Origin of the sequence: [Clostridium] ultunense DSM 10521 (assembly GCF_000511955.1) — a bacterium.
GTDB lineage: Bacteria > Bacillota > Clostridia > Tissierellales > Tepidimicrobiaceae > Schnuerera > Schnuerera ultunensis.
On the sequence record NZ_AZSU01000002.1, the window covers coordinates 426,196 to 441,023 of the forward strand.

Below are 14,828 nucleotides of genomic sequence, written 5' to 3' on the forward strand. Positions count from 1 at the left end.
TAGCTAAACTATCTAAGAATCTACTTTATTTTCTGCAGATCAATACAAGAAGACATGTAAGGCTACATGTCTTAAATATTATAAAAGGGGGAAAATTTAATGAAAAAGAAATTTGGTCTGTTGTTACTTGTATCAATGTTAATTATCTCGTCCTTAGCAGGCTGCAGTCAATCTCAGGACACAGGTGGTGGCTCCTCTGATGTAATAAAAATTGGAGTATTTGAGCCAATGACTGGGGCTAATGCTGCTGGTGGACAGATGACAGTTGAAGGTATTGAACTGGCTCATGAAGCCAAGGGAGAAGTATTAGGTAAGAAAGTAGAATTAGTCATAGTAGATAATAAATCGGATAAAGTAGAATCTGCTAATGCAGCTTCTAGATTGATAGAAAAGGATGAAGTAGTTGCTATTATCGGTAGTTATGGTAGTTCTTTATCTATGGCAGCTGGAGATATAGTTAAGAAGGCAGAGGTACCTGCCGTAGGATGTTCTCCAACTAATCCATTAGTTACGTTAAATAATGATTATTATTTTAGAGTTTGTTTTATCGATCCTTTCCAAGGTACCGTAATGGCCAATTATGCAGTAAATGATTTGGGAGCAAAGACTGCAGCTGTTATCCAAGACGTTACTCAGGATTACTCTGTAGGACTGAGTAAATATTTCATAGATGCCTTTAAGGAATTAACAGGGGATGATAATAGTATAGTAGAAACTTCATCCTATAATACTGGAGACCAGGATTTTTCAGCACAGTTAACCAATGTTAAGGCTAAGAATCCTGATGTAATATTTGCACCAGGAAACTATGGAGAGTCTGCACTTCTTATTAGACAAGCTAGAGATTTAGGTATAGATGTTCCAATTCTTGGCGGAGATACTTGGGAATCGCCTGAATTCTTATCCATAGGTGGAGATGCAGTAGAGGGGGCTGTATTTAGTACCCACTTTACAGCAGAAGCACCAGTAACCAATGTGTCTGGAATATTTTTAGAAGCCTATAGGGAAAAATTTGAAAAGGAAGCCAATGCTTTTGCGGCTTTAGGTTATGATGCTTATATGGTAATAATGGATACCATAGAAAAAGCAGGGTCTGCTGATCCAAAAGCTATAAGGGATGGACTGGCAGAATTAGAAGGATTTGTAGGAGCAACAGGAAATATTACTTTAGATGAAAATGGGGATGCAGTTAAGTCTGCTGTTATCAATAAAGTTGAAAATGGTGAATTTGTATATCTGACTACTGTTGAACCTAAATAATAGTCTAGGGACATAAGGGGGACTGAATATGGGTAATCTAAATTTTTTACAGCACTTGGCTAATGGTATTTCTTTAGGCAGTCTATATGCTTTAATTGCCATAGGTTATACCATGGTTTACGGAATTTTAAGGCTAATAAACTTTGCCCATGGGGATATATTCATGTTAGGAGCCTATATCACCTATTATGGCATATTATTTACATCCATTCCTTGGTGGCTTGTGTTTATATTTGCCTCAATATTTACCGGATTTATCGGTCTCCTCCTTGAAAAAATAGCTTATAGACCATTAAGGGAATCTCCAAGGATTACTATTTTGATTTCGGCCATTGGGGCCTCCTTCTTTTTACAAAACTTTGGAATAGTAGTATTTGGGGGGAGGCCAAAGGCCTTCCCTGTCCCTAATATATTGAATAAGGTAATAAGATTAGGAGGAGTATCAGTAGGTATAGTTACCTTCGTAATTCCAACAGTTACCATAATACTGCTCTTAGGTCTTACCTATTTTATAACTAAAACTAAAACTGGTATGGCCATGAGAGCCTTGTCTAAGGATTATGAAACGGCTAGTTTAATGGGAATAGATATAAATAGGATCATTTCCATTACTTTTTTTATCGGTTCCTTCCTTGCGGCTGTTGGAGGAGTAATGTGGGGGACTAAATATCCTCAATTAATGCCTCTAATGGGTGTTATGCCAGGTCTTAAATGTTTTATAGCTGCTGTTATTGGAGGAATAGGGAATATTACTGGTGCAGTTATAGGTGGGTTCATATTGGGATTAGGAGAGATTTTGCTAATCGCCTTTCTTCCAAATTTAACTGGATATAGGGATGCTTTTGCATTTGTCCTTTTAATCATAATCCTCCTAGTTAAACCAACAGGTTTAATGGGTGAAAAAATTACAGAGAAGGTGTAGACTATGAAAGATAAGAATAGATTTAATAATATTTCTTTGATAATTATTGTCGCTACAATAGTAGGGTTATTTATTGCCAATAGGACTTTAGATGATTATAAATTAAGAATTATAAACCTTTGCGGAATTTATATAACTTTAGGTCTTAGTATGAATCTTATTAATGGATTTACTGGATTGTTTTCTTTAGGTCATGCTGGGTTTATGGCCATAGGGGCTTATACGGTGGCAATTTTGACTATGCCTGTTCCTATGAAAGAGATGAATTTTTTTATGAAACCTATGGTACCCTTTTTAGCTAATTTAGAGTGGAGTTTCCTTCCTGCTCTTCTTATGGCTGGAATTATGGCAGGGATATTTGGATTTTTAATAGGAGCACCGGTTCTAAGGCTTACCGACGATTATTTAGCTATAGCCACCTTAGGCTTTGCAGAGATAATAAGGGTAGTTTTTACCAACACCCAATCCATAACCAATGGGGCTTTAGGATTGAAGGGAATTCCTAATAACACCAATGTGTGGTGGAGTTGGGGGATAGGCCTTCTTACCATTGGATTTATGGTCTTTTTAATGGATGGAAGTTATGGAAAGGCCTTTAAGGCTATTAGGGAAGATGAAATAGCAGCCAGGTCTATGGGGATCAATCTATTTAAACATAAGGTTATGAGTTTCACCTTTGGTTCTTTTTTAGCAGGAATTGGTGGTGGGCTTCTGGCAGCATTATTGGGGACTATTGACCCAAATATGTTCAGGATCACCCTTACCTTTAATATATTATTGATTGTAGTATTAGGCGGTTTAGGAAGTATAAAGGGATCAGTAATATCTGCCATAATAGTTACGGTTATGATGGAAGCTTTAAGATTCTTAGATGAATCCATTAACTTAGGCTTCGTTCAATTAAAAGGAGTGCCAGGAATGAGGATGGTTGTTTTTTCTATAATCCTTATGGTAGTAGTTATATTTAGGAAAGAAGGATTATTGAAAGAAAGCTAAAAAGGATGTGAATTGGAAGATGCTAAAAATAGATGATATGACCATGAAATTTGGTGGAGTTATAGCTTGTAATAAATTTAATGCAAATATAGAAAAGGGGCAAGTTGTTGGTCTAATAGGTCCTAATGGGGCAGGAAAAACTACAGTATTTAACGTGGTTACTGGAGTGTATAAACCTACTGAGGGACAAGTTATATTTAATCCAAAGGAAGGTGAAGAATATCTACTGACAGGATTGAGTCCTGATGAAATAGCAAAACTTGGTGTATGTAGAACCTTCCAGAATATTAGGCTATTTAAGGAATTATCCGTTTTAGACAATGTATTTATTGGCAATCATTTGAGGATTAAATCTAATGTGGTTTCTTCCATATTAAGGCTTCCTAGCTACAGGGTTGAAGAAAAGGAGATGTATGAGAAATCCCTTTATCTATTGGAGAAGGTAGGCTTAAAGGATTCAATGGATGAAAAAGCCTATTCTCTACCCTATGGGATGCAGAGAAGGTTGGAAATTGCAAGGGCCTTAGCTACAGAGCCAAAGCTATTGTTATTAGATGAACCAGCAGCTGGAATGAATCCTCAGGAAACCAGAGAATTGATGGATTTTATCCAAGAGATTAAGGAAGAATTTGACTTAACCATATTTTTAATCGAACATCATATGGAAGTGGTCATGGGAATATGTGAAGAGATCTTGGTTTTAGACCATGGGGTTTTAATTGCCCAAGGTAACCCAGAGGAAATTCAAGAGGACCAAAGGGTTATAGAAGCTTATTTGGGGGTGGAGTAATGTTAGAAGTATCCAATTTACATGTTAGATATGGAGGTATTAATGCCCTTAGGGGAATTAATATATCCATAGAGGAGAATAAAATAGTCACCCTTATTGGAGCTAATGGGGCGGGAAAGTCTTCTACTCTGAGAGCTATTATGGGATTGGTGGACAAGGCAGAAGGAAAAGTTGAATATAATGGAGAGGATTTAACCAATCTCCACACAAAGGATATAGTTAAGAAGGGAATAGTGATGGTGCCAGAAGGCAGAAGAGTATTTGAGAATTTAACAGTTGAAGAAAATCTTATACTAGGGGCTTATACAAGGACGGACCAAAAAGGCATAAAAGAGGATATGGATAAGGTTTATGATATGTTTCCGAGACTTAAGGAAAGAAATTGGCAGAAAGCTGGAACTCTTTCGGGAGGGGAGCAACAGATGTTGGCTGTAGGTAGGGCCTTAATGGTAAGACCAAAGGTGCTTATGATGGATGAACCCTCTTTAGGCTTAGCTCCTCTCCTAGTAAAGGATATATTTGAAATAATAAGGATGCTACATCAACAGGGCAATACAATATTGTTGGTGGAACAAAATGCTAAGAAGGCTTTAGAAGTGGCAGATTATGCCTATGTGTTGGAGACGGGGGAACTGGTTTTAGAGGGGCCAGGTGAGGACCTTTTAGAAGATGAAAAAGTGAAGGAGGCTTATCTAGGAGAAGCCAGATAAATTATTATATTAGAGGTAGTTTATAGCTGCCTCTTTTTGTTTATCCTTTGTTTGACAATAGGAATATATACCTAATTGTAATATTGTAACCGTATTGTAACATAGATGTAATACTTTAGTAAATACTATTCTATATACTATAATATAAGAAAGAAATTCCCAAACTTTGGAAGGAGTGATTATAGTGAAAAGGTTCATTAGTTTATTATTAGTAGCAGTATTGATTCTGGCTATGACAATACCAGTACTAGCAGAAAGAAATGACAAGACTAAAGAACCAAACCCAAATAAACCTGTATCCCGAGAGGACTTTAACTCATCGTTAACTTCCCTACTAGAGGAATATGGTTATTCATGGGAACCTACTAAGGGTAAAGGTAATGTTACTAGGGAAGAATTAGTGATGATTTTAGGAAAACTATTAATAGATGAAGATATAATTGATATAAGTTCAATGGAATTATCATTCAAAGACATTAAGCATATGGATAAGAATACTAAAGAGAAATTAATTGCACTATTTAACGAAGGAATAATAAAGGGAAAGACAAAACAAACATTTAATCCAAATAGTAAAGTAACTTATGGTGAACTAAAGGCTGTTTTAGAAAGGATTAGGAAGATATTAGAGCAGAAAGGGGATAAATGGAATAAAAAAACTATACCTTTTAAACAATTGAAAACAGAAATTAGTTATAGTGGTAAAGAAGGAGTAGTTGTAAAGGAAGAAAGGGATAAAGTAATTGTATCCGTTACCAAGGAATTTGGATCCCCTGGATATGATTTGAAGGTAAATAAAATAAGAAAAGTAGGAAGCAGATATGAAATAGATTTATCTATAATTCCACCGGATGAAGATACTATTTTACCAACAGTAGTGACTTATTTAACAGCAAATATAGAAATAGATAAAAAATATTTAGGAAAGTCTCCATATAGATTTTATGTAAAAGAGACTGTAAAGGATATAGAGAATAGAAAAGAAATACCTTTTAAGCAGCTAAAAACAGAAAATACCTATAGTGGTAAAGAAGGAATAGTTGTAAAGGAAGATAGAGACAGAATATACTTGACAGTTACAAAAGAATTTCCTACACCAGGTTATGCAATGGCTGTGGAAAAAATAGTTTATGAAGATGGTGAATATAAAGTCCATTTAATTATTGCTCCCCCTCAGAAGGGTACTATTTTACCCCAAGTAATAAGCTATAGGACTATCCATCTTGAAATCCTTAAGGATGACATGGGTAAACCTCCCTATAATTTTATATGGGAGGTTTTACCCATATTATTGTAACTATAATGTAACCAAATAAAGGGATAAAGGGGATATAATAGGGTTGATGATATAACTTGTCAACTCTATTGATTAAGGGGGGATAAGATGAAGAGAGCAGTTGTACTTTTTTTAATTTTTGTCCTAGTCATGCCATCATCTGCCTTTGGTTCAACGGGCATGGAGCAAAAATTAGGGAATCACTGGTCTAAAGAAAGGATTCAAAAGGATTTCTTGCTCTACTATTTTCCCTATCTAGCCAGGGAAAATTTTAACCGCTTAAACCCTAATGACCCATTTTATGAAGATGAATTCCTTTTATCTTTCTCTTCTTTATTGAAGGAAAAGGGCTATACTAGGACGGAAATAGGATGGAAGATGAAAATGACTAGAATCGACATGGCCCAAATATTAGGAAAAAAGCTGTTGGATATAAAGGCCATTAAATCTAGTGATGGGACTATTCCTTTTACCGATATGGAAGGTATTTCTGTAGAAAAAAAGAAAGCTTTAGCGGATTTATTCCACGCAGGCTTAATTAATGGTCAATCAAAATCTAAATTTAATCCTTATGCCTATGCTACTCAAGCTGAAGTCATAATACTATTGCAGAGGATTAGTGATTTTCTAGACCAGATATCTAATATTCCTTTTACCTTATCGGGAATGGTTCAATCTTATTCAGGGGTGGAAGGTATAAGTTCAAAGTCTGAAAATAATAAGGTATTTGTAACTATTACTAAATCCTTTCCAACCTCTGGCTATTCTATGGAAATAGAAAGGATTCTTAGGGAAGAAGATAAATATAAAGTTTACTTAAACATTACTCCCCCAAGTAAAAATAGTGAACATCTAACTGTAATTACATTTAAAACCATAACCGTAGAAATAGATAAGGTAAATTTAGGCGATCCTCCATACAGTTTTGTATGGGGGAATTTTTTTGCCCATCTAAATAGTATGGTATAATATGATGATATAAAAATAAAATTAGGAGTGGGGAAAATGGGCAATATACAATATTTTGACTGGGGAAATATTGAATGGATATATGAACCAGATGGCAGGAGTTCTTCCCATATAATGCATATAGGTATTAGTACCATTTTGCCGGGGAAAAGGCAAAAAGAACATATTCATTACGGAGATGAACAGTTTTTGTATGTATTATCTGGACGAGGAGAACAACTTATTGGTAAAAAAATGAGTATTAAGGAACCGGGCTCTTTATTCCATATAGATGCAGGATCAGTCCATGAAGCTATAAATACTGGGAAGGAACCTATTAAAGAATTAATAATATCGACCCCAGTATATTATAATAGAAACAATCACTTAAACAGGATTCTGGAGACTAGGGAAACCCATATGGAAAGTCCTCAGAATACTATAATTATTAATGATAAAATTCAAAAAATATTTGACGAATCTATTAAAATCCTTGGAATCCCTATAGCCATATTCGATCTGTTAAATCAACCCGTTATAGTTTCTGATAATTATCCGGAATTCTGTATAAAGAATTGTAATGTGGATAAAAGTATAAAAAACTGTAATCTATATAATATTAATGATGAATATATGCCACCCCATTATAAGGACCCCTCTGCCTTCGTCTGCCAGTATGGTCTAAGGGTTTTTGTTATGCCAATTATTATTAATGAAGCAATAATTGGTACTATAAAAGGGGGGCATATTAGGATATATGAAAAGAGCCAAAATGATTTAAATCATAAATCTAATTTATATAGTGAATTATATAATAAGATGCAGATAGTACATCAAGGTAGGGTTATGGCTATTTTACAACATATAAAAACTTTGAGTAAGAATATTTCCTATTATTATTTACTGGAGAATACGGAACTGGAGTTAAGTAAAAAGGAGGAAATTATTAAGGATATTAGTAAAAACGAATTGCTATTGGAGGAGAGTTTAAGATCTACAAAGGAACAAGTTTTAAGTGTTCAAATTAATAATCATTTCCTTTTTAATACATTAAATGCTCTGGCTAGTTTATCTATAAAAGATGGGAGTTATAAAACTTATGAATCAATTATTAGGTTGTCAAATATATTAAGGTATTCCTTAAAATCAAGTAATACTATTGTTACATTGAATGAAGAAATGAAGTTTATTTTAGACTATTTGGAATTACAGAGATTAAGATATGGTGGAAGGCTTAAGATAAATATTAATATATCTGAAGAAGTAAGACCTATAAGGGTTCCCTTAAACTTCATTCAACCAATAGTGGAGAATTCTTTTATTCATGGTTTTAAGGATAAATTAGATGGATTATATATAGAAATAAACTGCTATAAAAAAGAAGATAAAATCGTTGTGCAAATAGAAGATAATGGTTCTGGATTGGAAGAAAAAGAGGTGGAAGAATTAAATAACAGAATAAAGGGACAATCTACAACTATAGATCTAAGTGGGTTGATGATGATATATAGGAGATTAGAGTTATTATATCCTAATAGGTTTAAATTTGAGATTTCAAGTAAAAAAGGGGTAGGTACTAAAGTATTGATCGTACTTCCAGTTATAAAGGAGGATTGATAATTTCTATGATAAGTACATTGATCGTTGATGATGAAGAATTAGCTAGAGATCTATTAAAATACCTAATTTATAATAACAATATTCAACTTGATATAATAGGGGAAGCTGCCAATGGCAAGGAAGCCATAGATAGGATATTCCATTTGAAACCTGAATTAGTATTATTAGATATAGAAATGCCGGGTTATGATGGGATAGATGTTATGGACCATATAAATAAGCATTATCCTGATCCCATAAATTTTATTGTAATTACTGCTTATAGCTATTTTGAATACGCCCAATCATCTCTAAGATTGGGAGCAAAGGATATATTATTAAAACCTGTGGATGCATTCCAATTAAAACAATCTATTTCCAGGATATTGGGATATAAACTAACCGATAATTCACTATTAAACGATATACTCCAGCATATAAGTGTAAACTATAAAAATCCTATTCAGCTAAACCAATGTGCAAAAGAATTTCATATTAGTGAAAATCAAATAAATAGACTGTTTAAAAAATATTTCAATATGACCTTTATAAAGTATTTAAATAATTTTAGGATAGATAAGGCAATTGAACTATTACAAAATGAGGATCTGACTATAAAGGAAATAGCAGGAGAAGTAGGTTTTAACAATCTAAATTATTTCTATAAAACCTTTAAATCTATAACTGGTAGTACCCCAAAGAATTATCAGTAGCTTCGGCTACTGTTTTTGTTTGGTGAAATAGTTCAATAAAATAGTGATTTTGTTAATTACAAATAGTTAGAATATTTGTAATAATAGTACTACACAATGACAATGTAAAGGGGAGACAAATATGTTAGAAACTTTAAAAAAATCAGATCCAATATTATCTAAAATAGTAGAAGAGGAATTAGAAAGACAAAGGTCGGGCATTGAAATGATTGCCTCTGAAAGCTATGTACCTACTGAAGTATTAGAATTACAAGGTAGTATATTGACTAATAAGACTACAGAAGGCTTTCCTGGCAAACGATATCATGCAGGATGTCATGTAATTGATAAAATGGAAAATCTAGGGATAGAAAGGGCAAAAGCCCTATATGGGGCAAGCCATGCAAATATACAAGCCCATTCCGGTTCCCAATCAAATCAAACGGTCTATGCTGCTATACTAGAACCTAATGATACTGTGCTAGGTCTAAGATTAGATCAAGGTGGCCATTTGACTCATGGGAATAAAGTAAATTTTTCTGGGAAAATATATAATTTTATTCCCTATGGCCTCAATAGAGAAACGGAGTTAATCGATTATGATGAAATTGAAAAAATAGCAAAGGAGCATAATCCTAAATTGATTGTGGCTGGAGGGAGCGCTTATCCTAGATCTATTGATTTCAAAAGGATTGCAGAAATAGCTAAATCTGTAGATGCCTATTTCTTGGTAGATATGGCTCATGTTGCAGGTCTTGTAGCAGCAAAACTCTATCCAAATCCTATGGAATATGCGGATTTTGTTACATCCACTACAACTAAGACCCTTTGTGGAGCTAGGGGAGGTTTTATACTATGTAAAGAGGAATATGCTAAACAGATTGATAAAGCCATGTTCCCTGGTTCTCAAGGGTCCCCCCATCTTCATATAATGGCAGCAAAAGCCTATACTTTTAGGCGAGCTGCTACAGAGGAATTTAAACAGCTGATGACCCAAGTGATAAAAAATGCACAAAAATTAGGGGAAGTATTGTCGGATTATGGATTTAGAATAGTATCTGGAGGCACTGACACCCATTTATTATTAGTAGATTTAAGGCCTAGAAAATTGACAGGTAGACAATTAGAAGAAGCTTTAGATTATGTAGGTATTACTGTAAACAAGAATATGATACCTTTTGATCCTGAAAAGCCTATGGTAACTAGCGGAATTAGGATAGGGACTACGGCTATGACCATAAGGGGGATGAAGGAAAAGGATATGGAAGAAATAGGGGAAATAATAAATAAAGTAGCTGATAATATAGATACTGAGAAAGTACTTGATGAAATTAAAGCAGAAGTATTGAAAATCAGTAAAAGTTTCCCATTATATGAAGGATATTTTAAATAAATTTGAATTGAGAAGGGATAAGGATCCATGATTTCATAAAAAAGTGGAAAAAGGAGAGAACTTCTATGTTAAATTTAGATGAAATGAAAAAATTATATGAAGAGGAAGTAATCGATTTTAGAAGAGACCTTCATATGCATCCAGAGTTAAGCTTCAAAGAATATAGGACTACTGAAAAGATAAAGGACAAGCTGGTATCCTTGGGCATTGAAATAATAGATATAGGATTGGAAACAGGTGTAGTAGGTTTATTAAAGGGAAAGGAAGATGGACCTACTATTGCTCTAAGGGGAGATATTGATGCCCTTCCTATTCAGGAATTAAATGATGTGCCCTACAAATCTAAAATAGATGGAGTAATGCATGCTTGTGGTCATGATATCCATACAGCTACTGTAATGGGCGCTGCCATAATTTTATCTAGTATAAAAGATGAATTAAGGGGAAATGTAATGTTTGTATTTCAACCTGCAGAGGAAATAAATAAGGGTGCAAAATTAATGGTAGAGAAAGGGCTATTTACAGAGGTAAAGGCGGATTTAATTTTTGGCTTGCATAATAATCCTGAGATACCCTGGGGGAAAATTGCCATCAAAAAGGGTGGATTAATGGCAGCCGTTGATACTATAAGAATGAGAGTTAAAGGGAAAGGAGGGCATGGAGCAATACCTAATGCCACAAGAGATCCTATTGTAGCAGCCTCTGCTATGATAATGAATTTACAAACTATAGTAAGTAGAAATGTTAGTCCTTTAGATTCAGCAGTTATTTCCATAGGAACTTTTAATTCGGGAACAGCCAATAATGTTATTTCTGAGCTTGTAGAAATGACAGGTACTGTAAGAAGCTTTCTCCCAGAAACAAGGCAAATGTTGCCAAAGAGGATTAAGGAAGTATTGGATTATACTGCAAAGGCTTATATGGTAGATGTGGAGTTAGATTATATATTTGATCTACCAGCTGTATTCAATAGCGAAGAATTAACAAAACTAGCTTATGATGCTACAAAGGAAATAGTGGGGGAAGAGGGGATTATTGACCCGATACCTTCTATGGGAGGCGAGGATTTTTCCATCTTCACTGAGAAGATTCCAGGATTTTTCTTTTGGCTAGGGGTAGGCAATAAAGAAAAGGATATGACTTATGTTTGGCATAGCCCCAAATTTGATGGCGATGATAGAGCACTTATTATTGGCTCAACGGTTATGAGCAATATGGTTTTAAAGGGCATTGATTATGTAATTCAAAATAAAAATGGGGTGAAATAATGAAAAATGTTAAACTGCATTTATTGGTTTTAATATTGGTAGTCATTGCTGAATTCATTGGCGTAAAAAACATTCCCATTGGAATTGGAACAATAGTCCTGCTACCAATGTTATATGCTATGATTTTTGGACTTCTAACAACTCCAAAGTTTCTGAATATTGCAAAAGAAAAGGAAATGGAGGATGCGGGATCCTTAATAGGTTTGACTTTAATGTTATTGATGGCTAAATATGGCACCAATATTGGACCTACATTACCTAAAATAATAGCTGCCAGTCCTGCTCTTATATTACAAGAATTTGGTAATTTAGGAACCGTTTTATTAGGAATTCCAATTGCAGTCTTATTAGGATTAAAAAGAGAGGCAATTGGTGGAGCCCATTCAATAGCCAGAGAACCTAATGTTGCTTTAATTGGTGATATGTATGGATTGGATAGTAAAGAAGGACAAGGAGTTCTTGGGGTTTATATAGTTGGAACCGTATTTGGCACTATATTTATTGGGTTATTGGCTAGCTTTTTAGCAGCAAATACTCCCCTACATCCTTATGCATTAGCTATGGCTTCAGGAGTAGGCTCTGGTAGTATGATGACTGCTGGTGTTGGTTCCTTAGTTGCAATGTTTCCTGAAATGGAAGAGATGCTTACGGCTTTTGGAGCTACATCTAATATGCTTTCTGGATTGGATGGTTTATATATGTCCCTTTGGTTAGCTTTACCTTTATCCGAGTGGTTATATAAAAGGGTATATAAACTAAAATATGGACAATTGCCAGAGGCACCTGTAACTAAGGAGGGAAATTAAAATGAAATTAAAAGAGTCTTTAATTGTATTATTGATAACGGGAATAATTTCAGTATTTGGAAATATGGCTGGATATAAAGTAAGCGTAATAGAAGCTATACCCGGAATGTTAATATTAGTGCTCATAGCATTAATTGGAATAGTATTATCTGAGATAATTCCTCTTAAGATTCCAAGTGTAGCCTATATTGTCACCTTATCAACAATTTTAACGGTGCCAGGAGTTCCTGGTTCAGCTATTATATCGGAACTGGTATCAAAGGTGAATTTTTTAGCATTAGCTACTCCAATTCTTGGCTATGCTGGAATTTATACTGGCAAAAATTTAGATTCACTTAAAAAGACAGGCTGGAGAATCGTGATTCTTGCAATCTTCGTAATGTTTGGAACCTATATGGCTTCTGCAGTTATAGCTCATGTTTTATTAAAAGTTTTGGGGCAAATTTAAAACAATTTAACCCTAAGGAATTTAGAAATTCCTTAGGGTTATTTTTTTATATTTTGTGCGTACATAGTATGATATAATATATTAATGTACATGGAACAGTTGGTACTTATAAGGAAATTAACTAATGAGAGCCTAGGGTTTAGAAAAGGAGAATATATATGACAAAAACAGGGAAAGTAGCCCAATCAGCAGCTATGATTGCAATTTTCACCTTGATAAGTAAGTTTTTAGGATTTTTAAGGGAAGTGTTAATTGCTTCCAAATATGGTTCTGGATTTGAGACGGATACATATTTTGTAGCCATGACTGCTACAACTATTTTAATGACTACTCTGGGGGCTTCTTTGAATACAACTTTAATCCCTATCTTTACTGAAGTAGAAGGGAAAGGTGGCAAAAAAGCTAAACTTAAATATTTGAATAATATACTCAATATGGTTTTTTTTATTACCATATTGTTAGCCCTTTTAGGATTTTTTCTATCTCCTTTAATAATAAAAATATTAGCTAAAGGCTTTACAGGGGAACAATTTGAATTGGCTGTAAAATTAAATAGGATAGGTCTACCTATAGTAATCTTTTTAGGCTTTACCTATGTGTTTTCTGGATATCTACATAGTAGCGAGATATTTGGCCCTCCTGCTATTATGGGACTTCCTTATAATTTTGTATTCTTATTTTTTTTGATATTTTTAGGAGATAAAGGAAATATAGAAGGACTTATGTTGGCTAGTGTAGTAGCAGCTTCCACCCAATTTTTAATCCAGGTTCCAGCTATTAAATATCAGGGTTATCGATTTAGAGTGGATATTAATTTAAGGGATCCTTATTTAAAAAGAGCATTGGTTTTAGTTTTACCTGTAATGATAGGCTCTGCAGTGCAACAGATAAATGTGGTGATAGACAAAACTTTAGCTTCCAGTTTAGTTGAGGGAAGTATTTCAGCCCTTACCTATGCTTCTAGGTTAAAGGATTTAGTTATCTCCGTATTCATTATGGCCATTACTACTGTAGTATTTCCAATGTTATCTAAGGCCTTTTCTCAAGAAGATAATCAGCAGGTTAAAAGGATAATGGGACAAGGTATTAATATAATACTGATAATAACCGTACCTGCCACCATAGGAATGTTGGTATTAGCTGAGCCTATGGTAAGGATATTCTTCCAAAGGGGAGCCTTTGATTCAACGGCTACTATAATGACTGCCCGAGCCCTTATATTTTATTCCTTAGGGTTAGTAGGGGCATCTTTAAGGCTTATGTTAAATAGGGTATTTTATTCTTTCCAAGATACTAAAACCCCTATGGTAAATGGTGCTTTGGCAGTAGGTTTGAATATCGTATTAAACCTGATATTTATTAGATTTATGGGCCATGCAGGACTAGCCTTAGCTACTAGCATATCTGCAACCTTTACAACTTTATTATTATTTTTAAGTCTAAGAAAAAAAGTTGGTCCTATTGGGCTAAAAAAGTTTTTAATATGCTTTTTTAAAATCTTGTTTGCATCAACAATTATGGGAATAATAGTATATTTCCTATACTATGGATTAACTGCCAAGTTTATCAGTTCAGGAATGGGAGAGCTCTTAATCCTGTTGTTATCTGTAGTAGTAGGGGTATTAGTATATTTAATACTATGTTCTATACTAAGGATAAAAGAAATTAGGCTATTGATAAAAGGACTAATTAATAGATAAGACAGAGGAAAATAAAGACC

14 protein-coding genes are annotated in these 14,828 nt (G+C 34.2%); all 14 read left to right on the forward strand.

Features of this window, described 5'->3' with window-relative positions; genetic code table 11:
- The first annotated feature begins 99 nt into the window (after window positions 1–99).
- The 14 genes from CUL_RS0104855 to murJ all read left to right on the forward strand — a co-directional run bounded on the left by CUL_RS0104855 (window position 100) and on the right by murJ (window position 14,808).
- Window positions 100–1,260 carry an ABC transporter substrate-binding protein gene (locus tag CUL_RS0104855; RefSeq protein ID WP_005582805.1) on the forward strand — a complete coding sequence of 387 codons (1,161 nt, stop codon included), beginning with the start codon at window positions 100–102 and terminating at the stop codon, window positions 1,258–1,260.
- A 28-nt stretch (window positions 1,261–1,288) separates the two neighbouring features.
- Window positions 1,289–2,182 carry a branched-chain amino acid ABC transporter permease gene (locus CUL_RS0104860; RefSeq protein ID WP_005582807.1) on the forward strand — a complete coding sequence of 298 codons (894 nt, stop codon included), beginning with the start codon at window positions 1,289–1,291 and terminating at the stop codon, window positions 2,180–2,182.
- 3 nt (window positions 2,183–2,185) lie between these two features.
- Window positions 2,186–3,178: a branched-chain amino acid ABC transporter permease gene (locus CUL_RS0104865; RefSeq protein WP_005582808.1), complete on the forward strand. Its 993-nt coding sequence runs from the start codon at window positions 2,186–2,188 to the stop codon at window positions 3,176–3,178.
- Between the two features lie 19 nt (window positions 3,179–3,197).
- Entirely contained in the window at window positions 3,198–3,968 is a 771-nt protein-coding gene (locus tag CUL_RS0104870; protein WP_025640689.1) for an ABC transporter ATP-binding protein, read from the forward strand.
- Entirely contained in the window at window positions 3,968–4,678 is a 711-nt protein-coding gene (locus tag CUL_RS0104875) for an ABC transporter ATP-binding protein (protein ID WP_005582811.1), read from the forward strand. The genes CUL_RS0104870 and CUL_RS0104875 overlap by 1 nt, the downstream gene beginning before the upstream one ends.
- 184 nt (window positions 4,679–4,862) lie before the next feature.
- Window positions 4,863–5,975 (forward strand): S-layer homology domain-containing protein, encoded by a 1,113-nt coding sequence (locus CUL_RS0104880; protein ID WP_005582813.1) that lies wholly within the window; start codon window positions 4,863–4,865, stop codon window positions 5,973–5,975.
- An 87-nt stretch (window positions 5,976–6,062) separates the two neighbouring features.
- Entirely contained in the window at window positions 6,063–6,923 is an 861-nt protein-coding gene (locus tag CUL_RS0104885; protein WP_025640690.1) for a protease complex subunit PrcB family protein, read from the forward strand.
- Window positions 6,924–6,959: 36 nt separating this feature from the next.
- Window positions 6,960–8,519, forward strand: coding sequence for a histidine kinase (locus tag CUL_RS0104890; protein ID WP_025640691.1), 1,560 nt, complete (start codon window positions 6,960–6,962; stop codon window positions 8,517–8,519).
- 8 nt (window positions 8,520–8,527) lie between these two features.
- On the forward strand, window positions 8,528–9,214 hold the full coding sequence (locus CUL_RS0104895; RefSeq protein WP_025640692.1) for a response regulator transcription factor: 687 nt from the start codon (window positions 8,528–8,530) through the stop codon (window positions 9,212–9,214).
- Window positions 9,215–9,335: 121 nt separating this feature from the next.
- Entirely contained in the window at window positions 9,336–10,586 is a 1,251-nt protein-coding gene (locus CUL_RS0104900) for a serine hydroxymethyltransferase (protein WP_025640693.1), read from the forward strand.
- A 65-nt stretch (window positions 10,587–10,651) separates the two neighbouring features.
- Entirely contained in the window at window positions 10,652–11,854 is a 1,203-nt protein-coding gene (locus CUL_RS0104905) for a M20 metallopeptidase family protein (protein ID WP_025640694.1), read from the forward strand.
- The gene (locus tag CUL_RS0104910) at window positions 11,854–12,660 is read left to right on the forward strand and encodes a DUF3100 domain-containing protein (protein WP_005582819.1); all 807 of its coding nucleotides are present in this window, start codon (window positions 11,854–11,856) and stop codon (window positions 12,658–12,660) included. Before CUL_RS0104905 ends, CUL_RS0104910 begins: the two co-directional genes overlap by 1 nt.
- Before the next feature lies 1 nt (window position 12,661).
- Window positions 12,662–13,108 (forward strand): hypothetical protein, encoded by a 447-nt coding sequence (locus tag CUL_RS0104915; protein WP_025640695.1) that lies wholly within the window; start codon window positions 12,662–12,664, stop codon window positions 13,106–13,108.
- Window positions 13,109–13,266: 158 nt separating this feature from the next.
- Window positions 13,267–14,808, forward strand: coding sequence for a murein biosynthesis integral membrane protein MurJ (murJ, locus tag CUL_RS0104920; RefSeq protein ID WP_005582821.1), 1,542 nt, complete (start codon window positions 13,267–13,269; stop codon window positions 14,806–14,808).
- The last annotated feature ends 20 nt before the right edge of the window (window positions 14,809–14,828 follow it).

Excerpts from the sequence above, each read along its gene's own strand:
- CUL_RS0104910 (WP_005582819.1), top strand. The coding sequence starts at position 11,854 with ATGAAAAATGTTAAACTGCATTTATTGGTTTTAATATTGGTAGTCATT.
- CUL_RS0104890 (WP_025640691.1), top strand. The coding sequence starts at position 6,960 with ATGGGCAATATACAATATTTTGACTGGGGAAATATTGAATGGATATAT.
- CUL_RS0104855 (WP_005582805.1), top strand. The coding sequence starts at position 100 with ATGAAAAAGAAATTTGGTCTGTTGTTACTTGTATCAATGTTAATTATC.
- CUL_RS0104915 (WP_025640695.1), top strand. The coding sequence starts at position 12,662 with ATGAAATTAAAAGAGTCTTTAATTGTATTATTGATAACGGGAATAATT.
- CUL_RS0104895 (WP_025640692.1), top strand. The coding sequence starts at position 8,528 with ATGATAAGTACATTGATCGTTGATGATGAAGAATTAGCTAGAGATCTA.
- CUL_RS0104905 (WP_025640694.1), top strand. The coding sequence starts at position 10,652 with ATGTTAAATTTAGATGAAATGAAAAAATTATATGAAGAGGAAGTAATC.
- CUL_RS0104875 (WP_005582811.1), top strand. The coding sequence starts at position 3,968 with ATGTTAGAAGTATCCAATTTACATGTTAGATATGGAGGTATTAATGCC.
- CUL_RS0104865 (WP_005582808.1), top strand. The coding sequence starts at position 2,186 with ATGAAAGATAAGAATAGATTTAATAATATTTCTTTGATAATTATTGTC.
- CUL_RS0104900 (WP_025640693.1), top strand. The coding sequence starts at position 9,336 with ATGTTAGAAACTTTAAAAAAATCAGATCCAATATTATCTAAAATAGTA.
- CUL_RS0104860 (WP_005582807.1), top strand. The coding sequence starts at position 1,289 with ATGGGTAATCTAAATTTTTTACAGCACTTGGCTAATGGTATTTCTTTA.
- CUL_RS0104885 (WP_025640690.1), top strand. The coding sequence starts at position 6,063 with ATGAAGAGAGCAGTTGTACTTTTTTTAATTTTTGTCCTAGTCATGCCA.
- CUL_RS0104870 (WP_025640689.1), top strand. The coding sequence starts at position 3,198 with ATGCTAAAAATAGATGATATGACCATGAAATTTGGTGGAGTTATAGCT.
- murJ (WP_005582821.1), top strand. The coding sequence starts at position 13,267 with ATGACAAAAACAGGGAAAGTAGCCCAATCAGCAGCTATGATTGCAATT.